The sequence below is a fragment of the Photorhabdus antumapuensis genome (genome assembly GCF_020387775.1).
Classification (GTDB): domain Bacteria; phylum Pseudomonadota; class Gammaproteobacteria; order Enterobacterales; family Enterobacteriaceae; genus Photorhabdus; species Photorhabdus antumapuensis.
Genome location: NZ_JAHZMK010000043.1, coordinates 1 through 25716 on the forward strand (window position 1 = coordinate 1; position 25716 = coordinate 25716).

The window sequence follows — 25716 nt, forward strand, 5'->3', positions numbered from 1 at the left end:
TATGATGATCCAACAAGGTTTTGTCCAGCCGCTTAACTTTTTGAGCCGATGCTTTCAGCAGGGTCAGAAAAACACTGACCGCCGCGGTCACGCGCTCATCCGTCGTCACATCGGCCAGGGCCTCGTTGTTTTGAAAGCGGTCGATGTCGCCCAGTTGTTCGACCGGCTGTAAATTAATTTTTTCAAACAACGCGGAATAAATCCCGCCTTCCCTGTGGGTTGTGGTAGTCACCGCCGCCGGGGTTTGTGCTTGTATCGTCATGAACGTCTCCTGACTCAAATGGATGAAAACAGGCTGATAATCAGTCTGCCTGCGGGGCCAGCGCCGCCAGTTCTGCCCGTAATTCGTCGCTCAGCCGATCATCCTGGAGAATATGTTCCAACTCCCGGCGAAAAGTGGCATTGTCAAGCAGATTAGATTTCAGGTCGCGTAACAAATTACGCATCGCCAGCAATGCCCGCAGTGGGGGAATTTGGCGGGCGACGTGCTCCGGCTCGAAATCTTTTATTTGTCGGAAAGCCAGCGCAATATTCGTCTCACTCCCGTCGCCGGCCAGGGTATTTTCGACCGTCAGATTAACCGCCGGGCTAAATTCAGCCAGTACCCGGTCAAAATTGTTTTTGTTTATATCCACCTTTTCTCTTTCCGAGAGGGGACGCTGTTCTTGCCCGTTACTGTAATCGCCCATCACCAATAATTTCAGCGGTAACTCGACTTTTTTCTGCGCCCCGCCAGTATGTAAATCCAATTTAATATTAATCCGCGCTTTGGGGATTTCGTTTTGAAAACTCTGTGTCACAAGCGGCTCCTCAATAATAAAAAATAACTCTATAACCTGAGTCAGGCCATAATGAATTTCAGGAAGATAAAACCGGTTTCAGGTATTTCAGGACAGGCAGTTGACCGAGCAGAAAATAAGAGAACACCGACAAGACCACCCCCATAAATAAAGATATTTATCGGACAGGCCATTTCCTAACCCGGGTGATTTTCTAAACTGTCTTTTAAAAAAGCAAGACATTTTTTAAAAAAAAGCACTTTTTGTTTAGCATTTATCAGAGAGAAAACTCGCCAAAGGGGATAAATAACAGACAATATATTAATAAAACCTAAACGAGATGATATTTTCTGCAAAAAAAGATAGTATTTATCTTCATAAAGTGATAGCGACTTATCTGTTTTGTTATCATTAAAGTCATTCAGCGCGACAGAGATTGGTTATATTTTTTTAAATTTATACTATTTTTCAATTAACTATACCTAATAGATTTCGAGTTGCAGCGCGGCGGCAAATGAACGAATCCCCAGGAGCATAGATAAACTATGTGACTGGGGTGAGTGAAAGCAGCCAACAAAGCAGCAGCTTGAAAGATGAAGGGTATAAATAATAAATACATCGTGCCTGATGGGATGGGTAAAAAAGAGAATAGTTATCAGTCCTATTATGCGAATGAGAATACATTTAATTAAGCCACGTCATATCGATTATATTATGGGATAACTCAATTATTAATTATAGCTTTTATAGAATAGATAAGTATGGAAATGTAGAAGTCCTATCCTGTGAGATAAAACAGGGATATTTTTTTGATGATGGAGACGATGATTTATTTTCGGGTACACAATCATAATAACGCTCTCTGGTTTTCCTATCCGGAAATCATTTTGCTGTATTAAGCTCAACTTTCCTTAGTGTGCCCGATACAGAGTGGGCGCACTAAGTGTAATGACTCGCGTTTGAAATCCGATGGGCTCGCATTTATCCCGTTTTTCGGCTCAGATTAATTGCAAATGAAAATTATTATGATGACTTTATACAGGTCATCACAGCAAATATTAGCAACATGGGCATACAGTTTTAGACAGAAAACTGCGCCTTATAGCCTCACCCAGAAAGACGAGGTTTTAAGGCGCACTTGATAATATGAAAGCAATAAACTTTTTCCCAGTAGCCAGGGCAAAACCGAAAAGGTACAGCGATATTACGACTGATTAATCCACAGTCACCAGTTCCAGTATTTGCTGCCTGACATGCTCGAAAATGAGTTCACCTATCTCCGCACTCGAACCTGATGTTTTAGAAAGAACGCCTCTCGTTGAAAATTCTTTTTTAATCGGTACTTGATAGATCCCGGCACGTGGAGGTTTATCGTGGTCTGGTCGCTCCGCTCTCACTAAATCTGGACGCAAATGCAACATTAAACTCGTTTCTGTCAACCCTGCATGCTCAGCGTGCCAACCGGGAAAATCAACTAAATGTTCACGCGTCCAGTCATCAGATACCAAACTCCACCAGCTAAATACGATAACGGAACGATCATTAAAATGCCCCTCCGCCCGTAATGCGTCTACCGCTTCGAAAATAAAACCCTCATTCTCAAAATGACCATTAATGATCACCAGTTGCTTAAAGGGTAATGAGCATAAACTCTTAATTGTTCGGTTGATATAAGCGGTAAATGTTGATCCATCCAGGTAAATCGTGCCAGGAAATTCAAGTCCACCCCCACTTTGTGGCAATGATCTGGCAGACACAGGCTGTACCGGCAAGGTGAATCCATTAATATCCTCCGCCAACACGCGGGCAAAGGCTTCCGGGATAACTGAATCCACATTCAACGGCAGATGAGGCCCATGCTGCTCAATCCCGCCAATCGGCCATATCAACGTTTTACCTTCAACCGCAGCTAAGACCTGCTCACTGGTCAGCTCCGCAAATTCTCTAATTTGATTATTATTCATGATGTTATCCCTTTTTCTCACACCTTTTCCGACGTCGTGACTTGAGTATATTCATGAACAATGCGCCGCAATGTTTTATACATATGCCGATGAAGCGCGGTATAAACTTGCACTGTATTTGCACCGGCCAGCATGTATTCATGAACATCATTACCATCCTGTACGCCTCCCGAACCCAGTATTGGAATCGTTAACCCTCGCTTACGCAGGTTATAGATCGCGGCAAGCACCAGTGGTTTGATCCCTGGCCCAGAGTATCCGCAAACCCCATTAAGCAGCGCTTCACCATTCGCTGTGTCGAACGCAATTCCTGAAATGGTATCACTCAAAGTTATCGCATCAGCACCACCTTCTACGGCGGCTTGAACACGCCCATACAAATTATCGCCAAGCGAGAGTTTGACCGCAAAAGGGGTGTCCGTTCGCTCTTTCACCGCTTTGGTGTAGTTGAATACACGTTCTGGTGTATCTCCCGTGAAGTCATCCGCATGCAAGCATGAAATGCCCAATTCCAAAGGAGCATCGGTTACTTCTGAGATCCGAGCAGCCAACGAACCTAACGCCACAGGCGATTCAGCATGGATAGAAACTATCACCGGAAGTTGCTCATCCTTAAATTCACTGAGAAGCGTTAACCAATAATCAACGGTTTTTTTCGAATACGTCGTATTGTTCAACATCCCTGTACTGAACAAATAGGTCTTTTCTGTATGCAATTTTTCTGAGCGCGGGTAAATCGTTTTGGTCACGACCGCCCCTGCGCCGTGAGCAATAAACTGGCGAATATTTTTAGCTTGATCAGAAAGCAAACCCGACCCAACAATAATTGGGTTTTTTATCTTCATACCTAAAACATCATAGGTTGGTTCAATAACTCGATTTTCCATCGTCACTCCACAAATTACCCATTCAAGCAAACTCGCTATTAACCCGCCTTTCAATTCAATAGAAAGGCGGTATATCCTCAAAAAGATGATCAGTAGCTATTCAACTGCTCAACTGCAAAATTCCTGAAAATCTCGCCAATCTGTCGCGGATTTTGACGAAAATCGTGAATATCCAATTTCGATAAATTGCAAATATGCTCCAATCCCTTTAACAAATGACTACCACCATTCACAATCGGTAGTTGAGTGATCAACAAGACGGGCCGTTTCAGAGCAGAGGCCCAACCAAGTTCAATATGTGTACCGTCAGTACGCAGTAATTCATCACCTTGATGAACCGGAAGAATGGGCATGAAAAAATCACACTGCTGCATCCATTGGAAATCCCGTTTCGATACCATGTCTGGCGTATAACTGGGTGTATCAATGCCAAATTTCTCAGTCAAATGCGCCGAAAATACATTACCATTCAGTGCTTTCACCGTCTTAATCGCCAGTTGGATAGTCGTTCTCAACTCCTCATGAAAACCGTTATCACAAATTGCAAATTGAATCGGCCCGCCAATGAAAACACTTTTATTCGCCAACGGCATAACGTTCCCCTTAATTTTCATTACTCAACAGACTATGAGCCGTCGTTTCAGAGCATCGAACCCAGCACAGCCAGAAGATAGGATGCTTAATAATTCAATCAGTTATTGCTCACAACAAGCCAGTTTGATCTAGCTATATCGAGGAAGCAGGTTGTTTTCCTCAAGTTCATCCAAGCTATCTACAAATGCCAAATAAACTTTTTCCAGATGAGTGTCATCATGTGCATCGGATATAAACCAGCAACGCCATTCCCAGATATAAACCCCTCTCATCAACAGGTTGTAGTAAAGCAAATCCATGTTGTCGCGATGCATTAATCTAAAAAATGAGGAAAACGATCTTGCCTCGATGGGAACCCGACGGCTTAAGAACAGTTGGTTCAAACGTGAAACAAACGATTCAGTACGCTGAGTCAGTGCCTTGGTAAAAGTTTCCCCTCTCCTCTTTATCTCCTGCAAAGTGGCTTTCGCAGCGGTCATGCAAAGCGGATGTTGAAAATAGGTCCCACCAAAGAATGTCGGCTCCGCTGCGGGGAAGCTATCATCGTTGAAATGCCAGTTCCCACCGTCAATCGAATCAAGCATATTCTTCCTACCCGTAATGACGCCCAGAGGCATTCCACCACCTATCGTTTTGCCATAGGTCACAATATCCGCCTCAATGCCGAATAACCCTTGGACACCCGCGGGATGAGATCTGAAACCTGTCACGATTTCGTCAAATATCAGCAGAATATCTAACTCCCTGGTCACTTGACGCAAATGTCGCAAATAATCTGGATTGCTCAATCCTGGGTCACGCGTTGGTACAGGTTCTACCAGCACCGCAGCGATATTGGCTCTATTAGCTTTGAGAAACTCAATGGCCTCATTGGAGCCAAATCCAAACACCGAAACATCGGCAACCATATTTTCAGGTATGCCCACCGAAACGGGTTTTGTCGCATTAGCTTCATCATATTCACCCGCTCTAGCCAGTACGGCATCCCAATGCCCGTGGTAACTGCTAGAAAAGAGCACAATATGATTACGGCGAGTGAGCGCCCGTGCTGCCCGAACCGCATTCATCACCGCTTCCGTTCCACTATTGACAAAAGCAACGCGATCCATGCCGGTAATCTCTTTGATCAGTTCAGCCACTTCTAAGCCTATCTCATGCCGAGTTCCCAAACCAAAACTGTTGTCTATTTGCTGAGTAAGCGCTTTAACTACAAAGGGTGGACTATGACCAAACAAATGCGCACCGAATCCCATCGTCATATCAATGTAATCATTACCATCAATATCCTGGACGATAGGCCCTGCAAACTTGGTGCAGACAATCGGGTAAAGTAGCTCTTTTATGGAGGGTTTAAATCCAATTCCAGAACGGCTATCTGCAATATTTTTACGTACCGCTACTGAATGAATTTTTGATTTAATCGTTCGCTCGTTATATTTAGATATAAATGAAGCCAGATACTTTTTTCTCTCCTCAGATTCAATCGATGGTGCACTTCTTGACATCCATTGGAAAAAGAGTTCTTTCTTAACCGGTGGAATATTTGGCGTATCGGATTGTTCAAACCTTTTTTCTTGATCAGCCAAAACCGGTTGAGTGACCGAATGGTTATCTTCCACAGTATGACTTTTATCCGCCATCAAAATATATTCACTGAGTTGACGAACCGTTTGTAATTCCGCGAAAAATTGCCGCACTGAAAGTTTTACACCAAATCGTTTATGGATGGGCTCCAATGCTTCGAATAACAGGAGTGATTCCGCCCCCAATTCAACCAACGGTATTTCCAGTTTTATCTCTTCTTTCGGTAAACCAAATGTTTCTGCGAAAATAGCGATTATTTCTCTCTGAATAATTTCAATATTACTCATATCAACCTCACTTTCCTCAAAATGAAGACGATCTCTACCGGCTTGACAGCTCAGATTGCCGTTCTTTCAAATGGATAAGTTGGCAGCGGGAGCCGTTTACGATATTCGCTCTGGTAAAAAATATCCCAATTGATACTTCCCCCGGCCTGCCAGACAGAGGCAGGCGAAATATACATCTCTTGCAGTTCACTCAATTGAGGGGTCACCACTAGGGCTGTATTTAGCAGGCCCGATATCAGTTCACGGATATCACGTGCGACAATCACCTTGCGCATGGATAGATGTCGTCGGCCACGCTGTAAGGTAAATGCCACATCAGCGATATTCGTTTCTGGATACTGTTCAAGATATTTCACTAAATCCAAAATTTTTTGCGCTAATGCGGTCTCAGTACGTGCACTCAGCAGGATCAGATGTGCTGCCGCCAGGGAAGGTGTGTCAGGCTTTCTCTCCGGTGGTTCGGCAACGACAACATGAACATTGGTGCCACCGATCCCGAACGAGCTAACACCGGCAATTCTAGCCACCTTATCGTTATCCCAATCTCTAGATTCAGTAGGCACATAAAACGGGGATTCAGGGTCCCTCAGTTCAGCACAGGGAGATCCACAATGCATTGATGGAGGAATAATGCCTGAATTGACAGCATAGATGGCTTTTATCAGCCCAGCGATACCCGATGCACAATCAGCATGACCAAGATTGGATTTAATCGAACCTAAAGCACACGATCTGGCCGATACACCGGCAAATACCCGTCCTAGCGCCCGTAATTCAATCCCATCACCAACAGGTGTGCCAGTACCATGCGCTTCAATCAAACCAATCTGATCAGCTCGGACATCAGCCGCAGCCAGCGCACGACGGATCACCTGCTCCTGACCTGAAACCCCCGGAGCGCTATAACCCGCCTTGACAGACCCATCGTTGTTGATTGCCGACCCTTTGATAACCGCTAAAATCGGCTCACCATTAAGCAGAGCATCCTCCAGACGGCGTAATACCACGAACGCGGTGGCATCAGAGAAAATTGTACCGTCAGCTTTCTCATCGAACGCGCAAACTCGTCCTGTCGGAGACAATATTCCCCCCGCATGGTAAACATAGCCAACATGAGCGGGATACCTGACACAAACACCGCCTGCCAGCGCCATATCACTTTCACCTAGCAATAAACTGTTGCAAGCCATATGCACAGCCACCAGTGAACCTGAGCAAAAAGTGCCTACGCTGACAGCAGGCCCTAAACAGTTGAGCTTATACGCCACACGCGTTGCCAAAGCGTCTACAGAACTTCCACCAAATAGCAGCATGGCGTCAGCAGAAGAGGGGTTCAGCGTCGGTACATCAGCTTGCCAGGTACTCCGGCGAGAACCGACAAACACTGAACAGAGCCCTGCGTCTGCCCCGCTGGAATAACCGCTAAGTTCAAGTGCCTCATGGCAAACCTCCAGACAAATCCGTTGCTGAGGGTCCATTTTTGAAACTTCTCTCGGCATCATTTGAAAATAGCTGTAATCAAATGCCTCTGGATCTTGCAGATACGCACCACGCGGAACGTAATGCAATCCGCCCTCATCCGCATCAACGCCCCGATTATGAAGTTCTTCATTGGTATAACTCGAAATCAGTTCCCGTTTCCCTAAAATCGCATCCCAAAGATCTTGACTCGAATCCGCATTAGGAAAACGCCCAGCTATGCTGGTAATCGCAATATCTGTTGAATAATGCATTTGTGTTGTTGATTTCATGCTAATTCCTTTTCCCGAACACGTTGGTCTTGCCGATCCGCGCTATAGCACACCGCCTTGATTGCGCTTTTTCTCTACTTGCATCGTAAGAGATGCCACGGTGCTCGATTCGAAAAGATCAACCATCGATACCGCAACATTAAAATGAGCATTAACTTGTCGCACCAACTCAGCCCCGACCAGTGAATCTCCCCCTAAATCGAAAAAGTTCGATTCATGATCAACTGCGCAGCGCAGTACACCACGCCAAATAGCTGTCATATCATCGATAATGGATTTACCGGATGCCGAGGGAGATATCATTGCAGTCTGCGCTGTATCCGCTTGCAGTGAATTCTCCACAATATTATGCAACCGCTCATTCAAAGGTACGGTGGAGACAGCAAAACGCGGCTCTACATGGCATGCCGAGAAAATAATATCCAATGCATTAACGACATCAGCATGACGTAAAGGGCGAGCACGATTGACACTGTATTTGAAACTATTTGACTTATCCCAACCCTCCCATCCATCCCAATCAATGGAGAAATAGGGTTTATCCAAATGGTGGGTTGAAGCAAATGCGGCACAAGCTTCGTTTGCCGCAGCGTAAGGTGCAAGCCCTAAACCACCCGCGAAAACCGACAGAGATGAGGTAAAACAACCAAACCTCAGAGGACGATCTGCAAATATTTCATGCAAAACAGCAGCCCCTGTTAACTTCGGCTGCATCAACTTTTCCCAATCATGATGGGCCGAATTTTGCAGCCACTGGATTGTTGCCTGACCAGAAAGCCCGGCAGCATGGACAAAACAATTAGCTGCCCCCAGTCGGGATTCCACATAAGAAAGTTCTGCCAATACACAGGCTTTATCTGTCACATCGGCGGTAATCACTGCAAAGTCCGCCCCCATATTGCGCAATTGCGCTATCCGTTGGCTCTGCAACGTATCAGGCTGGATGAAATCTCTGGGTGTCTGACCGAGCAGGATAAGTTTCGCGTTAAACTTGGTGACCAGATATTGTGCAATGCCAAAACCAACCGTTCCTAATCCTCCGGTCACTAAACAAATCATGTCAGATGAAAGATTTTCGCGAACTGCTGGGCTCACAGCGTCAAAATAGCGTTCCCAACGCCAGCCTTGACGCATAGCAACCACATTCTGATCGTGAGCAGTAAAAAGTTCAGCCACGATATACCGGGTATCATTAAGAGAGCTAAGTTCTTTGGCGGGTATGTCGATCACTTTTACTATCATGCCCGGCAATTCCTGGCTGATCGCTGAAATAGATGCCAGCGCCGTAGCCCGTTCAATACTCCGTGGTTCACTGCCCATCACGTCGATAAAACCGGGTCCGATCAATGTTAACGAAATGGCTTTATTTCCCACTTGGGAAAACGCTTTTACCCTATTAAACAGCGTAAATGGGAACTTATCTTCCCCCACTGGCATGTCATCCACTGACGGGATATCACCCAAAATGAAGAGGATATGATCGGGTGTATGCGTTTGTTGTTCCTTCAACCTTAGCATCAACTGCTGAACACTGACGGGATCGTCAACGTTGACGATAAATTCTGTTTCATCGAAAGCTGTTTTATGGAAAGAAAGGACACGATTTTCATGCACTTCAAACACGTTTTGCCCCAGATCACGCAGCACATCCGCGATCGGACACATTTCTTTACCTCTATTATCGTATAAAATCAGCCAGTTACGCTTAGCCACCGATGATGATATCGGCGACAAGCGCTGCGTTCGTTTCCAACGTTCAACATAAACGCCGACTGACTCGTCGGAAGTCTCAGAGCTTGCTACAGGTTGACCAGTGTCAGGTTCTGGTTTGTACTCTGTCAATGTTGAATCTGTGTACCAGCAGCGCCGACGTTGCAAAGGTTGAACCGGTAGTGGAATACGTTGAACAACTTCCCCATCTCGCAATATCGACCAATCTATCACCAAACCACGTTGCCATAGCTTGCCGACCAGTTTGACTAAAGCCGAGTCACGCTCTTCATGGGCAGCATCCAAACGAATAATATTTTCAGGATTTACAACGATTTCAGAGAAACTATCCGGCGAATGGTCAAAATCTAATATCACATCATTTGCTGATATGATTTCATTCTGCTGCTGTAAGCTCGGCTGCGCACCATCAATCAAGATAGCTTTTACATTATTGCCATCAATCATGCCGTGATGTTTAGACCAAAAACTTCCGGGCAAAGCCACACCGCGCTCAGCGAAATGTGGTGTCACCTTTCCTAGCAACTTATCAACGATTTCAGGCAATGTCAGCATACCCAGCGAGCAGGCAACAGCAAGATCGTAACGACTATCGGATATGATGAATATTGGCGTCGAAATCATCTTCCGCCAACCATTGATCGCCGCAATTATCGCCACAAGATTGGCAATTTTTCCCTTATCGCCATCATTTATTGTCATTTCAGTGATATCGATTTTACCGATGTTATGGGAAACATCTGTCGGCAATGCCGCAAGCAACCTATCCACTTCTTGCCAATAACCCGATATCTGCACTGATAAAGCGGATCGAATAGCTGGACCAAGTGCAATCACCAGACGTTGTGGCTCAGAGATTTGTGCTGTGACGGTGAAATCTGCATTTCTGATACCATCAATCAACATTTTCACATCTTTAGCATATAAACAGGCTCTGTATGGCTGGGCTGCACGGCCTTCCGCATAAGTGAAAGCCACTTCATCAATATGCGTATCGGGTTTAATTTCCAGCATTTTTGCCAAATTGGTACTCAATGTGTTCAGGGCATTAGCACTACGTCCCCCTAACGGAATGGCTCGCCAGCCAACTCTATTTTTACTCGACCTTCGTACCGGCGCTTGCTCCAAAATCATGTGAACATTGCTGCCACCGGCACCAAAAGAGCTCACTCCTGCCCGTCGTGGTCCTTTCACCGGCCAGTTAATGGGAGTGGTGTTGATAATGAAAGGACTCTGCTCAAGATTCATCGCAGAGCTGGCCTTGCTGAAAGTCGGATGTGGGGCAATCGTGCCAGTCTTTAATGCCATTATCGTCTTGGCTAATCCAGCAAACCCCGCCGCCGCCGCTAAATGACCCACGTTAGCCTTGATCGATCCCAACGCACAAAATCCCTCACGATCCGTATTCTGGCGGAAAGCTTGACAAAGCGCGGCATATTCCACCGAATCCCCAAGTGGCGTTGCGGTACCATGTGCCTCGATCATGCCTAATTCATCCGGCCCAACACCCGCGAGCGCCTGAGCATCCAAAATGAGTTTTCGTTGCCCATCCACCCCCGGTGCAGCAAAGCCAGCCCGTGATGAACCATCATTATTCGCCGCTGAACCGAGGATCACCGCATGGATGGTATCCCCATTGCTAATGGCTTCATCTAATGGCCGTAGCGCCACCAATCCCGCCCCATCACCAAAGAACGTCCCCGATGCCTTCTCATCGAACGGTCTACAATAGCCATCCTCAGAGAAGATCATATCCTGCTGGTGAAAATAACCCGGTCGAGAATGGACATGCCCAGCAACACCACCGGCGAAAGCAATCTCGCACTCGCCAAGCAAGAGGCTTTGTATCGCCATATGCACCGCCGTCAGCGATGTCGAACAGCCGGTCAAAACCGCTACACTTGGCCCGTCAAAACCAAGTTTGTATGAAATTCGGGCTGGTAGATAATCCTTATCATTAGTCAGCATGAGCTCTGTTCCCATTAATGAAACCAGATCACACTCAGATTTAATGACATTAGGCAAATAGGTATTCATCGAACTCCCGGTAAAAACCCCAATACGCGGGCGTCGGAAAGAATTACCATAACCAGTCACTTCGGACAGTTCCCATGCGCACTCAAGCAGCATTCGATGTTGAGGATCGAGCAATTCAGCTTCTCGCTGGCTGATTGAAAAGAAATCCGGGTCGAATAGATCAATATCTGGCAAACGCGAATCGACAGGAACATAATTTTTTGCAGTGAATATATGCTGAGCTACACCAAAGCGGATCAGCTCTTCCTGGCTATATCTTCTGGCAAGTATTCGGCCAGCAACAAGATTATTCCATAGCGCATCCAAGTTATTCGCCACAGGTAACCGACAAGTTACGCCAATGATGGCAATCGCATTATCAGACATCTTGTTCCCCTTTCAGTGAATGAATTTGTCTCTCCTTCAATGCTTTTCTTGCATTCAACGTTTTCTGACGTCGCGTTTGGGTTGGTTTATCCGCAACTTCTATCAACACCGTCGGTTGCAGAGGGCTTAAAAGATAATTAGCCAACTTTCGAATAGTTGGAAAACGGAATAAATCTGAAGGAGCCAAGGCACCACATCCCGGTAACTGCACGAGCTGTGCATGGATTTGCATCAGTGCCAATGAATTACCGCCAATATTAAAAAATGCGTCATCCAGCCCGACGGTTGATCTCCCCAACACTTCACACCAAATTCTCGAAATTTCGGCAAAAACCGAATCAACAGGTAACACTGGCGCGGGTCTCAACGAACTGATATCTGTCAATTGTCCCGCTTTAATCAAGCCATTTAATGCTCTTCTGTCAATTTTGTTGTGAGCATTACGCGGCAATTCATCAGCCAGCATAATCCTGCCGGGCAACATGTAGATGGGGAGATAAGCTTTGAGATGATCACGAATAGCGGACTCTTCGGGAAGGTTATCCTTACTGACAGGGACGAATATTGCGACTAAACGATCGAGCCCTTCGTGAGATTCAACGGTAACAGCGGCGTCCGCAATAGCATGATGACGATTGAAGCAATCCTCAATCTCCGCAATCTCAATTCGATAACCAGAAACTTTTACTTGGTCATCTACGCGGCCACAAAAATGAATTCGTTCCCCATTCCAATAGGCTAAATCACCGGTTTTATACATACGTCTATGATGAATATAGGGATCGGCAATGAAACACTGAGCAGTCAACGGTTCAAGACCGACATAACCACGGGCAATGCCACAACCACCAATGTAAATTTCGCCAACCTCACCCATCAGGGGTGTTTGCCTTGACGGATTTAAAAGATAGATCGTTGCGAAGCTTAACGGTTTGCCAATGGGGATCACATTGTAGTCAGTCAGTTCTTCCGTTACCTTCTCCACAGTGGCGAAAATGGTTGTCTCCGCGGGACCATACATATTCCAAAATGTCCACTGCGCACTCAAATAAGGCCGAACCGTGGCACTGAGCAAGGCTTCACCACAAATTACCCAATGCTTTATCGCATAAGCCCTTGGCTGATCCCGAAACTCAGATAATAGATTTTTCAAACCGGAGGGCGTCTGGCTGACAATCGTTACCTGCTCTGCCTCGACAAGATCCAGAAATTTGTCTGGTTGGCTCCGCAGATCATCAGGCACAACCACTAAAGCACCACCAGAGCAAAGAGCGCCCCAAAGCTCCCACACAGATAAATCAAAGCTGGCTGCATGGAACCAAGTCCACACCTCGCCAGGCGCGTGAGCCAAATATTCGCTCATTGCATTCAAACAGGAAACAACATTGCCGTGCTCAACATCAATACCTTTAGGAGTCCCAGTGGAACCCGAAGTGAAAACACTGTATGCAATCGAAGCAGGTGTACAATAATTAAATGTACCGTGCTCAGCACACCTTACCGTAAGGGGTGATTCAGTAGCCGTCATCGTCATCAGCTTAGCAGTACAGCAATCATCTGGATCAACATCAGCGTTAACAACAATAAGTTTCATCTCTGATTGCTCAACAATTTGCGCCAGACGTTTCTGTGGCAATCTGAGATCTAACGGTACGTACCCCGCGCCCACCCGCATAATACCAAGCATGGCCACCACCGCTTCCGGTGAAGGCGACAATGCAACCCCTACGCGATCGCCAGGCACAACCCCATTTTGTATAAGCTGAACAGCGACCTCCAGCGACCAACGCTGCAAATCCAAATAAGTTAATGTATCGACACCATAACGAATCGCTACTGACGCCGCTTGCTGCGTCACCCATTGATCAAAAAGCGAAATAATGGTTTGATTTGACACTTCCGGGAGAGCATCAGAATTAATCGGACCAGATGGCAGATTGTAATCCTCTGATTTTGGTGCCAACAAAGTATTCATCTCTTCATCAGGCGCTGCGACAAGCGCTTCAACCACCCGCTCAAAGCGCTCTGCAAATATCTGAAGACCTGACTGTGAGAAAAAATGTTTGTCCCCTTTAAGCTCACATCTTAATTGGGAACCGGCATCCACAAATAACAGTTCAATATCAATCTGGCCTTCCTGCTGACAAACCCTGTATGGGGAAATAGTCCGTCCCGCCCATGATACCTGAGCAGAATCGTCAGCCATCTCCAGCGCCAACCAACGCGATTGATCTACATGCCCTAGCATATTTACCATAGCCTGAAACAATGGGTTACGACCATCACTTCGTTCCACAGCCAGGTGTTCAACCATTTGGCTGAGACAAAAATTTCGATTATCAAGGGCCGATAACAATCGCTCCTTCGCTGCCAATAGAAAGTGGTGAAATGTCTGATCGACGGATAAACGTATGGGTAATACATTAAACAAACAGCCAATAATGTGCTGATGAACCGAGTGACGCATCGACACCGGCACCCCCATAACGATATCAGCAGTTTTTGTCTCTCTGGCGATGTAAGCACTCCATGCAGCCAACATGACCGTAAAGACCGATCCACCTATTTTTGAAGCAAGCCGCTTGATTTTTTTGGTTGTCTCTTCACCAATACTAAACAGGACGGATGACTTGTCATTAGAGCCTTTGCGCCAAAAACTATCCCATTGCAACACGGCCGGCGGCTGCTTTAAACATTCACTCCAATAAGCTTTTGATTCCTCCGCCGCTTCACTTTGGTAATACTCTCGTTCTTTGACAGCGTAATCTTTAAAATCCTCAGCAGGCGGTAACCAGGAACCGTCATCTTCGCCAAGTCCAGCCAAATAATAGTGTTCAAGCTGATCCAACATCAGCCCCAGTGAAGTAAAATCCGACACAATATGGTGAACACACATATGTAAAACGTATTCTTCCGCACTGACGACGTAGATACCGAAACGCAGACACGATGCTTTTTCTAATTGAAAAGGGATGGAATGAAAGTTCTGAACTGCATCTTCAAGCGCCTCCTGGTTCAAGTTCGTTACATCGAAAACCGCCAATGCTGGCGGCAAGTGTTCATTAATGACCAACTTTGGCTCGCCATTCACATTAACGAAAGTACTTCGCAAGGTAGCATTCTTGGAAACGAGCCGGTTGACCGCATAGCGAAAAGCATCGATTTGAAACGATCCGTGAATACGGAATGCCATGGAAATATTATATTTGGAATCGCCAGGGGTATAATTGTCAATGAACCATAAAGCTCTTTGCTGCATGGACAGCAATTCTTCATCACCAATCTGTGGGCAATCTTTATACATAACGTGTCAAGCTCCATAAATACTTAAACAGTATCCCCACCCTCTGGCTAAACCAGCCTCGTTACGGAGAGAGCAAAGTTTGTGCTTGGTGTTACTCCATCAGCCAACGGCTGGTCAGAAATAGCGCTTCAACCAATCAGCAACGATCATGATCCAGAGAAAAGGTTGTGCGCTACTTATGCAACCATAAAAGACGAAGAATGGCGGATATACCATTGATAAATAGAATAAAATGGCTATTCAACTCCAGATTCTCCAATCATTTCCAACCAAAGATCCATTAAACGAGGTGGTAAAATCTGTAGATGACAATCTGGCCTGGAAGAAATGGTGACCTCCATCGTATCGGCATAGATCTCTATATCCATGCTCAATGGTATCTCTTGCGCATCTTCATCGGGTTTCCCAATACGGATTTTTTCAGGCGACAGTTCATAACCAATAACATTGGGAGACCGTCGTTGATCACCCACGAAATTGAAAGAAATTGCAGGAAGCTCAGGCCATCCAAAGATGGAATTAGGCACAAAGTAAGTCGCAGCATAATCCGCCGCTTTTTCCATCGCGTTATTGAACTCTTGTACCGTGTGCTGGAGGGTGCTATCCAACGATGGATCTGGGTCAATATTAAACTTAACTGTGATTGGAAATGATACTGACCCGACAAGATTAGCCACCGAGGTTTCCCAATACCCCACAAAATGAGGACTGACCCACAAGAGCATATTCAGGCTACCCTTGCCAAAAACAGCCGCTAGCGCCTTTAACCAACTACCCAACAGCAAATCTGCAATACTGACACGATGTTGCTTGGCTAAAAGGCGTATCCTATTTAAGGCTTCACCATCAAGCTGCCTGACTTCTGTAACGGCCTCAGACAATCTGCTAATGGGTAGTGACTCAACACTCCGCTCGCCAAGAATATTCAGGGTAGGTTGTTCAACGTGTTGTTCATCATCAGGGATAGCGGCTTTTACGATTTGCCGATGTTGTTCATACAATTCAGCACAAAATTGCTCATAATTTGTGGCATTCTCAAGCGCAAGAGGCTGACCACTCACTGACATTCTGTATGCCTTTGAAAGATCTCGCCATAAGATCCTGCTGGAAATACCGTCACAGACCAGATGATTGAATATCAATACCAATCTTTGATCACTGGCACAATTGCCATCAAACAAGCAGTAACGTAATAACGGCGGATTTGCCAAATTCATGGCAGCCTTAACCTCAGCAATGTAGTTTGATATTAAGTATCGGCGATCACATTGACTATCGGTTTGCTCTCTAACTTCAAAAACCTGATGCAATAATTCACTGCCAGGCGGCACGAAATCCATCTTCATATTCATCCCGCTACCGACAAACCGGGCTCTCAGAACAGAATACTTATGCAACAGATATTCAATCGCTACCTTAAGATGTGCCGGTGCCAATCGCTCCAAGGGCATTAATACTTCACCGACACATAACTGATCAACTCTCAGTGAATATCGCAAATCATATAATTGCCCTAACTGAACACGCATAATCTTCACCCTTTCCATTGCAAGCCCTACGATTAAAACGTTGTGCAGATTCCACACTCTTCTGCATACAAACGAGTCGGATAACCCAGCGTTTACTTTTGACTACCAGAGAAAGCGAACATGCAGAGTAAAAAAACGGGAATTGATAGCCCGGCTGGCTACCCCGCATGGAATGATAATTAGCGTCATTTACTAAGGTACTAAAAACACAGTGACGATTTTAAAAGTAGCAATAAAAAAAGAAACCTCCACGAATCAATCCAGATATTTGAGCTGGAACAAAATAATTAATACATTATTACTATTAAATAAGTAATCTGGTTAACGTTTTGCTTTAACCATAACCTGATAGCCGCCTTGACCGGCAAACAGCCCGGTCTGCTCCTGCACCGAATCATAGTTGCTGTGCAGTTTATTGCGGCTGGCATTGAGGCTCACTGTACCGTTAGAATTTCACATACAATTTTCTGACTTGTCAGTACATCAGACAACAATTTGACTGTTATCAAATTAACAGGCTTACAAGGTGTCTTGAATCATTAGGCCACAACATAACGTTTTCAAAAGGGAATATGAACAAGAATAGACTCTTTGATTTGCAGTAATAACATGGCTGAAAAAGAAATCATAAAAGTGACCGTTCCGTCGGTCACGAAACTCAGTCATCAACCGGTTTATAGATCCCCCTATTTGAGCTGAGATCAGTTAACATCCAAATTTACCCAATGTCGCTTCCGCTATAGGGATATATTGGTCTGTTAATTTATTGATGCTGTTATTGGTCACAGGATAACAACAATCAAGGAAAAACCAGTTTATCGGTGTCTCCAATATTGAAGCGATCCGCACCAGATGGGATAAATTAATTCGGTTTATCCCTCTCTCATAGCGTGAGAGTTGTTGCTGACTAATACCTATTTTTTCCGCCAATTTGACAGCGGTCATACCCAACTCTTTCCTTCTTTTCTGAATACGCTTCCCTACTAATAGATGATCTTGTTTCATTTTCATCCCAGCCTTATAACTTAAAAAAACACCCTTATTATGGCATTGCCAAAATTATTGCCCCTGATCCTGAGAAAGGTCCTGCCTCTACTCTGCCATTTTTCTGTAAAATTGATTTCACTGTAACGGGTACACTCCCGCCAGCCGGTACAAACACAGCAACACCATCTTCACCATTTCTCTCATTTAATAGCAACTTAGCTTTCAAACTACCATCACTTCTTAAAGGTACTAACCCCCTATCAGGCCCCGTCGCAGTCACGATAATCTCTATGTCTACATTGCAGGTCACATTAATATTTTCCGCTCTGGTTGCGCCTTCTAGTTTTGCCTCATCAATACTCCCGTAATTAAGTTCAACGGAGCCTTCACTGACCTGACAAAAACCTATCGGCGGTGGTGCAACGCCACATAAAGATCCGGGCAACAATCTTCCATGAAAGCCATTTTGATCAGTTTCATAAAATAGCCCGACACACTCCTGATGAGATCGAATCGCAGGGCCAAAATGTTTTGCAACTCCAGTGATCGGAAAACTGGTATATTTCAATATCTCCGCCTGAACTTGTTTCATTGTCTTGAATCTTTCTACGCGAGTATTAAATAGCCTATAGGGCTGCCCTGAATAACCATTAATACTATGACGATGATTAACCGATATCCAACACGCAGAATAACCATAACAGGGATTTGGCGTAAAATCGTTTTCCTGATCCCAACGCTCAATCACAAAAGTATAATAGGCATTTGTAGGAATACCCTCGGATTTAGTGATATACGAAAATATTGATGCAACCGCACTTGATGAAAACAGCGATAAAAGTACCAGGCAAACAGGAAATAACTTTTTCATTATAAGTTACCTAATAAAATAAAAAGCCAAACTGTGCAAATTAGTCATAATTCAGATTAAATGTCGCAATCGCATGAAATGTACCTCGCGTAATCGTCTGGTTCGCTAGCGCAGTGGGTTCTGCCTGCACATACGCTTGCAATACAATCAAGTTTTCCCCCTCTTTTAACGGATAGGCATCCCCTTCTTTATTCAACGACAACCGTTTGCCTTCAACAGTTTCTATACCAATGGCAATCCCTGCGGCTTGGCTTCCCACACTTAACGCTAATAAGCCCGGCAACTGCGGATTTTCCATGCCACTGAATGTCAGTTTGATCGATTTTCCCACGCTCATGTCGCAACCCGATAACCTGAGCAGAAAAGATTCGCTATTGGTCCTGCCATGCAGATACAAATATTTTTCAGAAATTGCGGCAAAATCGAGCTGGATATCTTCATCACCCGGTTTAATCGTGCAAGGTTCTTTAACCAATGCACCGTGAAAACGCATATTATCCGCAGCCTGTACCACTTGATGACCATAAACCGTGGCAGTAATAACCATAAAGCCAACACGCAACACGAATAATTTTAAATATTTCATTAGATTTCCTTTCACTGGTATTCCGCCAGCAATGTCGCCGTCACTTCAAATGCCCCTTCCGGCAATGTACTTCCGGGGTTTTTCACCGGCACCGCTTGTATCACCGGCTGTTTCTGTGATGTCACCGGAATACGCTCATTAAGGGTGAATGCTTTACCATCCAACAGCAGACGAATGCCCAGATTGGTAATATTGGTTTGCAACGCGGCAGCATCAAATGCAGTTTGTGGGCCAATCACCGTCAATCCTAAACGCCAACCGGAGATATTAGGCTCACATACCAACTGATAATTCACAGGCTGGGTATAATTCACTCCATCCACCTGATGTATGCCAACATTATGACCAAAATGGACATCAATCATATTGCCGTCATTAATAACGCAAGGAGGCGCTTCAAGCAGTGTACCGTGAAGCCACATATTATCGGCTGCCTGTCCCGGCATCACATTGATGAAACCTAAGCAAACCGCCCAGAAAACACGATAGATCAAGTGGTTCATTGCATGTCTCCTGTTCACTGGTATTCAACCATCATGGTCGCACCCGCGCCAAAGTCGCCGCCTTTCAATACCACCGCCATATCTTTTACCGGCACTGCATGTAATTCAGGAAAATCAGGATAGTTAAATTTCATCCAGTCATTGATTGGCAATTTTTTGCCATTATGAATAACGGCGACGCCAAGCCCAATATGATTGGTTTGTAACACCGCTGGATCAAAACTGGCAGTGTTACCCGATATCATCATTTTCATCGCATTAGCTGGCATTTTTTCACATTTCACGGTGTATTTAACGGGTTTCATATAATTGACCCCATCAATCCGGGTAATCATCACCTCACCAAAATCCACATCAATAGTATTGCCATTGTTAATCACACAAGGGGGAGGTGCGATAACCACGCCGTAAATATTGACCGGTGTTTTACCCGAAAAATTACTGACAGCTCTTGCCGCTATATTTACCCTTCCTGCCGGTAAATCGGCCTGAGCACTAACACTCAGTAAACAGCCAAACAGTAATACGCCCCCGTTTTTTTGCCTGCGATACCATTTTTTTATTCGCAGAGAATACAGAGAGTTAGTCATAATTCACCCTGAAATCCACCACCGCGCGATATTGCCCAATCCCCAGCGTTCTCGGCGTCCGTATTGGCGTCACGTAATATTCCAGGCTGTCCTGTCCCGATGCCACAAAATGGGGGCGCCCCCACTCGCCCAACCGGATATCATTGTTCGCGGTATCTGTTATCTGTAACCCCAACCCGGTGACACCGGTCACCCGCACCAGATGTGGATAATCGCGATCCGCCGGTGCCACAAAACTGACCGTCACCACCGGCTGTAAATGACTCCACGTCAAATTACCGGTCCGCCTATCACCTGCTGTGCCTTTGGTTCGCAGACAGTCACGAAACTTCAATGTGAACGGTATCGGTGTCCCTTTATCACCTGGCCGACGCAAATCACTGTTTGGTGTGGTCCCCAAATTCACCTCCTGCCATGCAGAGTTCATGTCCAATCGACAAGCCGCCTCAGTCAACCCACCAAACAAATACAGTTCACCGTACACGCCCTTAATATCTGCTGCCCGCTTCTCCATTGCCTGACTCTCCATCACTGGCATCAGCCAGATCGCCAGTGTCAGTACACAACCTATCCGCTTGATGCTCATCGTTGTTCCTCCCGGCTTCGCCCGTCACGACGAACTTTTGGTCACCTGACAATGGTTCCCCGTACAACTAAAAGTCAATTGCGGCCGACCACCATAATCATTGACATACGTCAGCACCGGCGCATTCCCTAATGCCCCTGCACTACCACTCAGCACCGCACTACTTTTGGGCGCTATCATAAATGGCTTAAAGTCCGCTACCGTTTCTCCCTTAAGCTGGCTCGATGCATCCACCACGGTGATGTAATAGGGTGTCGGGTTGTTCACCTGATATCGGTCCCCCTGACGCGTCAACGTCATCTTCTCTTGCCACGGATTATCCAAATCGGTACGGCCGGCAAAAATGGCTTTCGGACGATAGAACAGCTTGATCCGGGTTTGTAGCGCAATCTGCAAGGTATTCGGTTTCTTGCTGCGGGGCGGAATTTCACGCAAATTAAAATAGAACAAGCTCTCCCGATCTTGCGGTAACTGCGCGGTTGTTGGCAGCGACTGTATTTTCACCTGGCTCTTAGCGCTCGGCTCCACCCGCTGTACCGGTGGTGTAACGACTAACGGACCATTGATTTTGTTACCCTGTTCATCTTCTATCCATCCCTGAGCCAGATACGGTAACTCTTTGTTCTGGTTGCTGATATCCATACTGGTGGATTTGTCCTCACCATTAAACACGACGCGGGTACGATCCAGCGCAATGGCCGCCATTGACTCACCGATCACCGACAAACTTAAGATAGCGATCGTGACTACATTGATTGTATTCTTCAATTTCATGCTCAATTACTCATTCTGAAAATATGTCATTTCAGCATTATTATGGGTCACCGCGATAAGCTTCGGTGACAGCAACAAGGTTTTTACTCCGCCAGTCAATGAAAGTTATGGCTGTTTATTGCCGTCGGCTAACTGGCAGAGCAGTAATAACGAAGCCATCTCTTCTACTTTTGGTAATTTATGTGGCAGTTCAATCACACACTGCAACTCCCCATCCCAACGCACATCCAGTTTCTCTGCCGGATTGATCCCGCTCAGGTAGGTGTTCCCGCCATCACTGACGATACCAATCTCCCGTTTATCCTTATTCAGCACCGTCGCCCCAAACGGCGGCGTGCTACCGTCCGGCAAGCGGATGATGCCCATCGCTTTTTCACCGGATATCACCTGAAATTTACGGTAACCAATCGCCCCTTCCGTCAATGTCGCTTGTTGCACTGACCGGATTGCCTCTACATTGTCCGGCAGTTTGTTCAAATCAATACTCGCGCTGTTGCGGTAATAGTTGTTCACATCAGAAATCACCGCTTTACCGAACATATTGGTATGAGTAATCGCACCAAAACCTTTCACGGGTACGTCACCGACACCATCGGTATCTACCATCAAACGGGTGGTACCCGGCATATTAATGCGATGCAATGCCACACCTTCCGGCGTCATGGTCATGCCCCCCTGGATGGAAAGCGCCGCCGTGGTATAACGTCCATCCTGATAACTTGCACTGGTCGTCAGTTGAGCACGGTCACCGTAATGGGTTAAATAACCGTTAGCCGCGGCCTTGCCGTCAATACTGGTGCCAACCGCTAAACGATAGTTACTGTTTTCATTAATCCGGTCGTAATAACCCACCGTGTGGGAGTTACCTTCCCGATTGACCATTGCGTTATAACTAACCGTGCCTGAATTACCCCACGGCAGGGATAATGTCATATACATCCCGTCGTCATTCTTACCTTCATATTTATTACGGTAAGCAGACAGATTCAGGTTGATGTTCTTATAACGGCCAATATCAAAATAACGTGATATTGATAAGTTATAGCGATCGTTATTCGAACGGTTCCAATAAGTCTGGTGGCTGTAATTTAAGTAGATACTGGTACCAATATGCGTAAACTGCTTATTCAACATAATGGTGTAAAGTTCTTTATTACTCTCTGCATCACCATCGTGATAACGGCGATCCAGATACTGGCTCATACTCATAAAGTCACGTTCCGAGAAACGGTAACCGGCAAAAGTCACCTGACTGTCATACTCCTCAAAACGCTTGGAATAACTGAGACGATAAGAGCCGCCCGTCAATGTTTGGTCCTCATCCGGTAAATGGGCGCGGGATTCAGTGACATCAAAGGAGAACGCACCAAAGACCATCAGATCACGCCCAATCCCCAATGACAGCGCATTATAATCCCCGGCCCCCAACATGCCGCCGTACAGCGACCAACCATTGTTTATTCCCCAGGAAAACTCCCCAATACCAAAGCCCGATCCCTCACTGTGATGTTTCCAGTTAGTCGGCTTACCCGCCGCCAGTTTGTACTGAACCCGGCCCGGACGGGTTAAATAGGGAATATTCGCAGTATCGATCTGAAATTCCTGTAACCCCCCATCTTGCTCCTCTACCCGCACATCCAGTTTGCCACTCACTGCGTCATTGATGTCCTGAATGCGGAATGGACCTGGCGCAACTTGGGTTTCATACAACACGCGCCCCTGTTGACGAATAGTCACTCTGGCATTGGTTTTCGCTACCCCCGTCACTTCCGGCGCATAACCTCGCAGGTTCGGCGGCAACATATTGTCATCCGTCACCAGACTCACCCCGGTAAAACGGAAGCTGTCAAAGATATCCGAATTGAGGTAATCCTCACCCAACGTTAGCTTAGCCTGCCAATGCGGTATTGCCCGGTACAAGTAATAACGGCTCCAATCCCAGTTCTTCTCTGTGCTCCCAGCCCGACCTGTGATGTGGTTATACTGTGATTGCCAGTCTGCCCGTAGACGCCATGCCCCCAAATTCATCCCGGTCGTACCATTAGCACTGACATTCTGATTTTCACTTCCCTTCGCTGGCTTAGAGACCTGAGCATTGACGTTATAATCAAACATTATCCCGAAAATCCCCTCATCCCAACGTGACGGTGGGTCCCAGTCGGGTGAGCTATATTCGAGATAGGCTTGAGGCACACTCAGGTATAACATGTCACTGCTCAAATCACCGCGCACCGTCATGCCAGGCAACGTTTTAAGCTCCAGACACTGGTTATTGTTCCACCAGGTAAGCTTTGATTCCCATTCCGCCCGCAGCCCTAATTGTTTCACCAAATCAGGTGGCAAACACGCCACACTCCCCTGAGGATCATCCGGTGGTGCCATAAAAGTAACCGGCATTTCCGGCAGTTCGCTTTTATTCAGCCGTACCGCCATCTGATAATCCCCCGGCATGATATAACCCGCACGGGAAAATTCTTTTAAATTAATCCGAGAACGATCCTGAACATCCAACACGTCCGTATTAAATTCAATTTCCTCTTCCGCATACACAGCATGAGTACCTATTAAAGCAAGCAATACCAAAACAATAAGAGGTTTCAGGACACACCGAACCGAGACCACTCTGTCGCATTCAGTGGTCAAACCCAAAAATAAAGCCATAACATTCCCAGATCGATGATTAGTAATAATCCAGCCTGAATCGAACCGTGGTTCGATACTGCCCCGCTTGCAATAGCTGGTGATTACCCACCAATCGCATCGCGTAATTAAGGGTCATCTGCCCTGCCGGTAAATCCTCCACCGGCAGTGGAGTTCCCGGATGTGCCTGATTGCCGTATATGTCTGTAATTTGTAACGCGACTCCCCGAGCCACACCAGATAACCGGAAATTGTTCCCATCCGGTACGCCATCAAACATCACCTGAAAGTGGCGCCAATCGGGTTTACCCAAAGTGGCAGAAGTCAGTACACAGTTAATCAAGCGAATGGAAAAGGGGCGCACTGGTCCCTGTCCATCATGTATCATCCGGCTTACCGGGATCGTGGCTAACTCAATCGTCTGGTCACGGTTACCTGCGTCAATCGCACAGGCCGTATCAATAATGGTGCCTTGCATGCTAACGCGACCATATCCTTGCGTTCCTTGTGGAGCAGCCGTTTCAGCTTCAATAACACAGGAAAACATTAACAGGCAGGGCACTACAACAACGGCGGCATATCGGCTCATGACTTCTCTCCAGCTAAACTTATGCAAAACTTTTGATTAGGAAACGCCCGCCTCCTTGTAAGCGTTTCCGTGCATGAAAAGACTTATTGGTAAGTCAGCTGGAAGTTGGCAATGCCGGTGAAATTACCCGGAACAACGGCATCAGGTGAAGTATCACCTTGGAGATAGGCAGCAAAATGCAGATCATTATCACCATCATGCAGGGCTACAGCGGGTGAGGGAGTACCCAGTTTGATTTTGTTACCGCCCGCATCAGTGATCGCGATACCCGCACCTTTAGCAACGCCTTCGATACCTAGCAAACCATCACCGCCGGTGATGCTGGATTTGGCACCAACAAACGTCGTAGTTACTGTGCTTATTGTTTCAGTCGTACAGTTATCTAAAGAAATTTTGAATGGCGTGGAAGAAGAACGGCCACCGTTTTTCAAAGATGCGCTAGAAATAGAGCCCATTGGTACTACCTGATCAACCGTTTCTGGGGTGATGGAACAAGGTGCATCAGTGATAGACCCGGTAAAAGTCACCGTTCCGTGACCTTGGCTAGGATTCGCTGCATTGACAGAACCGGCAGCCAAAGCCACACCTAACCCCAGGGCCATAACCAATTTATTCAATTTCATGTAAACTAATTCCTTGAATTTAAGGATAAAATACCCATAACCATAAAAAAATAACCGTGCAGGACTCTAGCTCCATGCACCCAATATTCAGCGCAAAATAGTTTAAAAATCTCGAATTAATATTTTTCAAACCAAACAAAATGCACCAAACTGT

19 protein-coding genes and 1 pseudogene are annotated in these 25716 nt (G+C 46.0%); all 20 read right to left on the reverse strand.

What is annotated here, in order from left to right; genetic code table 11:
- Window positions 1-262, reverse strand: a pseudogene (locus tag KZ793_RS16300) (type VI secretion system contractile sheath large subunit); the annotation flags it as partial.
- 40 nt (window positions 263-302) lie between these two features.
- Window positions 303-800, reverse strand: coding sequence for a type VI secretion system contractile sheath small subunit (gene tssB, locus KZ793_RS16305; RefSeq protein WP_225816299.1), 498 nt, complete (start codon window positions 798-800; stop codon window positions 303-305).
- 1193 nt (window positions 801-1993) lie between these two features.
- The gene (locus tag KZ793_RS16310; protein WP_225816300.1) at window positions 1994-2743 is read right to left on the reverse strand and encodes a creatininase family protein; all 750 of its coding nucleotides are present in this window, start codon (window positions 2741-2743) and stop codon (window positions 1994-1996) included.
- A 17-nt stretch (window positions 2744-2760) separates the two neighbouring features.
- The gene (locus KZ793_RS16315) at window positions 2761-3630 is read right to left on the reverse strand and encodes a beta/alpha barrel domain-containing protein (protein WP_225816301.1); all 870 of its coding nucleotides are present in this window, start codon (window positions 3628-3630) and stop codon (window positions 2761-2763) included.
- Between the two features lie 89 nt (window positions 3631-3719).
- Window positions 3720-4223, reverse strand: a complete 504-nt coding sequence (locus tag KZ793_RS16320; RefSeq protein WP_225816302.1) for a hypothetical protein — start codon at window positions 4221-4223, stop codon at window positions 3720-3722.
- Between the two features lie 129 nt (window positions 4224-4352).
- Window positions 4353-6095 carry an aminotransferase class III-fold pyridoxal phosphate-dependent enzyme gene (locus KZ793_RS16325; protein WP_225816303.1) on the reverse strand — a complete coding sequence of 581 codons (1743 nt, stop codon included), beginning with the start codon at window positions 6093-6095 and terminating at the stop codon, window positions 4353-4355.
- Window positions 6096-6145: 50 nt separating this feature from the next.
- Window positions 6146-7846 (reverse strand): beta-ketoacyl synthase N-terminal-like domain-containing protein, encoded by a 1701-nt coding sequence (locus tag KZ793_RS16330; RefSeq protein ID WP_225816304.1) that lies wholly within the window; start codon window positions 7844-7846, stop codon window positions 6146-6148.
- Between the two features lie 42 nt (window positions 7847-7888).
- Entirely contained in the window at window positions 7889-11980 is a 4092-nt protein-coding gene (locus KZ793_RS16335) for an SDR family NAD(P)-dependent oxidoreductase (protein WP_225816305.1), read from the reverse strand.
- The gene (locus tag KZ793_RS16340) at window positions 11973-15284 is read right to left on the reverse strand and encodes a non-ribosomal peptide synthetase (RefSeq protein WP_225816306.1); all 3312 of its coding nucleotides are present in this window, start codon (window positions 15282-15284) and stop codon (window positions 11973-11975) included. Before KZ793_RS16340 ends, KZ793_RS16335 begins: the two co-directional genes overlap by 8 nt.
- Before the next feature lie 236 nt (window positions 15285-15520).
- Window positions 15521-16831: a condensation domain-containing protein gene (locus KZ793_RS16345; protein WP_225816307.1), complete on the reverse strand. Its 1311-nt coding sequence runs from the start codon at window positions 16829-16831 to the stop codon at window positions 15521-15523.
- Between the two features lie 687 nt (window positions 16832-17518).
- Entirely contained in the window at window positions 17519-17824 is a 306-nt protein-coding gene (locus KZ793_RS16350) for a helix-turn-helix domain-containing protein (RefSeq protein WP_225816308.1), read from the reverse strand.
- Window positions 17825-17855: 31 nt separating this feature from the next.
- Window positions 17856-18671 (reverse strand): MrpH family fimbial adhesin, encoded by an 816-nt coding sequence (locus tag KZ793_RS16355; RefSeq protein ID WP_225816309.1) that lies wholly within the window; start codon window positions 18669-18671, stop codon window positions 17856-17858.
- 40 nt (window positions 18672-18711) lie between these two features.
- Complete coding sequence (locus KZ793_RS16360) at window positions 18712-19257, reverse strand: fimbrial protein (RefSeq protein ID WP_225816310.1); 546 nt, start codon at window positions 19255-19257, stop codon at window positions 18712-18714.
- Window positions 19258-19268: 11 nt separating this feature from the next.
- Complete coding sequence (locus KZ793_RS16365) at window positions 19269-19760, reverse strand: fimbrial protein (protein WP_225816311.1); 492 nt, start codon at window positions 19758-19760, stop codon at window positions 19269-19271.
- Window positions 19761-19774: 14 nt separating this feature from the next.
- Complete coding sequence (locus tag KZ793_RS16370) at window positions 19775-20350, reverse strand: fimbrial protein (protein ID WP_225816312.1); 576 nt, start codon at window positions 20348-20350, stop codon at window positions 19775-19777.
- On the reverse strand, window positions 20343-20936 hold the full coding sequence (locus KZ793_RS16375; RefSeq protein WP_225816313.1) for a fimbrial protein: 594 nt from the start codon (window positions 20934-20936) through the stop codon (window positions 20343-20345). The genes KZ793_RS16370 and KZ793_RS16375 overlap by 8 nt, the downstream gene beginning before the upstream one ends.
- A 24-nt stretch (window positions 20937-20960) precedes the next feature.
- Window positions 20961-21710 carry a fimbria/pilus periplasmic chaperone gene (locus KZ793_RS16380; protein ID WP_317987475.1) on the reverse strand — a complete coding sequence of 250 codons (750 nt, stop codon included), beginning with the start codon at window positions 21708-21710 and terminating at the stop codon, window positions 20961-20963.
- 105 nt (window positions 21711-21815) lie between these two features.
- The gene (locus tag KZ793_RS16385; protein ID WP_225816314.1) at window positions 21816-24371 is read right to left on the reverse strand and encodes an outer membrane usher protein; all 2556 of its coding nucleotides are present in this window, start codon (window positions 24369-24371) and stop codon (window positions 21816-21818) included.
- Window positions 24372-24390: 19 nt separating this feature from the next.
- Window positions 24391-24939 (reverse strand): fimbrial protein, encoded by a 549-nt coding sequence (locus KZ793_RS16390; protein WP_225816315.1) that lies wholly within the window; start codon window positions 24937-24939, stop codon window positions 24391-24393.
- Between the two features lie 83 nt (window positions 24940-25022).
- Window positions 25023-25562: a fimbrial protein gene (locus KZ793_RS16395; RefSeq protein ID WP_225816316.1), complete on the reverse strand. Its 540-nt coding sequence runs from the start codon at window positions 25560-25562 to the stop codon at window positions 25023-25025.
- Window positions 25563-25716 lie beyond the last annotated feature (154 nt).

Coding starts and splice junctions, on each gene's coding strand:
- KZ793_RS16310 (WP_225816300.1), bottom strand. CDS start 2,743: ATGAATAATAATCAAATTAGAGAATTTGCGGAGCTGACCAGTGAGCAG.
- KZ793_RS16315 (WP_225816301.1), bottom strand. CDS start 3,630: ATGGAAAATCGAGTTATTGAACCAACCTATGATGTTTTAGGTATGAAG.
- KZ793_RS16320 (WP_225816302.1), bottom strand. CDS start 4,223: ATGCCGTTGGCGAATAAAAGTGTTTTCATTGGCGGGCCGATTCAATTT.
- KZ793_RS16325 (WP_225816303.1), bottom strand. CDS start 6,095: ATGAGTAATATTGAAATTATTCAGAGAGAAATAATCGCTATTTTCGCA.
- KZ793_RS16330 (WP_225816304.1), bottom strand. CDS start 7,846: ATGAAATCAACAACACAAATGCATTATTCAACAGATATTGCGATTACC.
- KZ793_RS16335 (WP_225816305.1), bottom strand. CDS start 11,980: ATGTCTGATAATGCGATTGCCATCATTGGCGTAACTTGTCGGTTACCT.
- KZ793_RS16340 (WP_225816306.1), bottom strand. CDS start 15,284: ATGTATAAAGATTGCCCACAGATTGGTGATGAAGAATTGCTGTCCATG.
- KZ793_RS16345 (WP_225816307.1), bottom strand. CDS start 16,831: ATGGAAAGGGTGAAGATTATGCGTGTTCAGTTAGGGCAATTATATGAT.
- KZ793_RS16350 (WP_225816308.1), bottom strand. CDS start 17,824: ATGAAAATGAAACAAGATCATCTATTAGTAGGGAAGCGTATTCAGAAA.
- KZ793_RS16355 (WP_225816309.1), bottom strand. CDS start 18,671: ATGAAAAAGTTATTTCCTGTTTGCCTGGTACTTTTATCGCTGTTTTCA.
- KZ793_RS16360 (WP_225816310.1), bottom strand. CDS start 19,257: ATGAAATATTTAAAATTATTCGTGTTGCGTGTTGGCTTTATGGTTATT.
- KZ793_RS16365 (WP_225816311.1), bottom strand. CDS start 19,760: ATGAACCACTTGATCTATCGTGTTTTCTGGGCGGTTTGCTTAGGTTTC.
- KZ793_RS16370 (WP_225816312.1), bottom strand. CDS start 20,350: ATGACTAACTCTCTGTATTCTCTGCGAATAAAAAAATGGTATCGCAGG.
- KZ793_RS16375 (WP_225816313.1), bottom strand. CDS start 20,936: ATGAGCATCAAGCGGATAGGTTGTGTACTGACACTGGCGATCTGGCTG.
- KZ793_RS16380 (WP_317987475.1), bottom strand. CDS start 21,710: ATGAAATTGAAGAATACAATCAATGTAGTCACGATCGCTATCTTAAGT.
- KZ793_RS16385 (WP_225816314.1), bottom strand. CDS start 24,371: ATGGCTTTATTTTTGGGTTTGACCACTGAATGCGACAGAGTGGTCTCG.
- KZ793_RS16390 (WP_225816315.1), bottom strand. CDS start 24,939: ATGAGCCGATATGCCGCCGTTGTTGTAGTGCCCTGCCTGTTAATGTTT.
- KZ793_RS16395 (WP_225816316.1), bottom strand. CDS start 25,562: ATGAAATTGAATAAATTGGTTATGGCCCTGGGGTTAGGTGTGGCTTTG.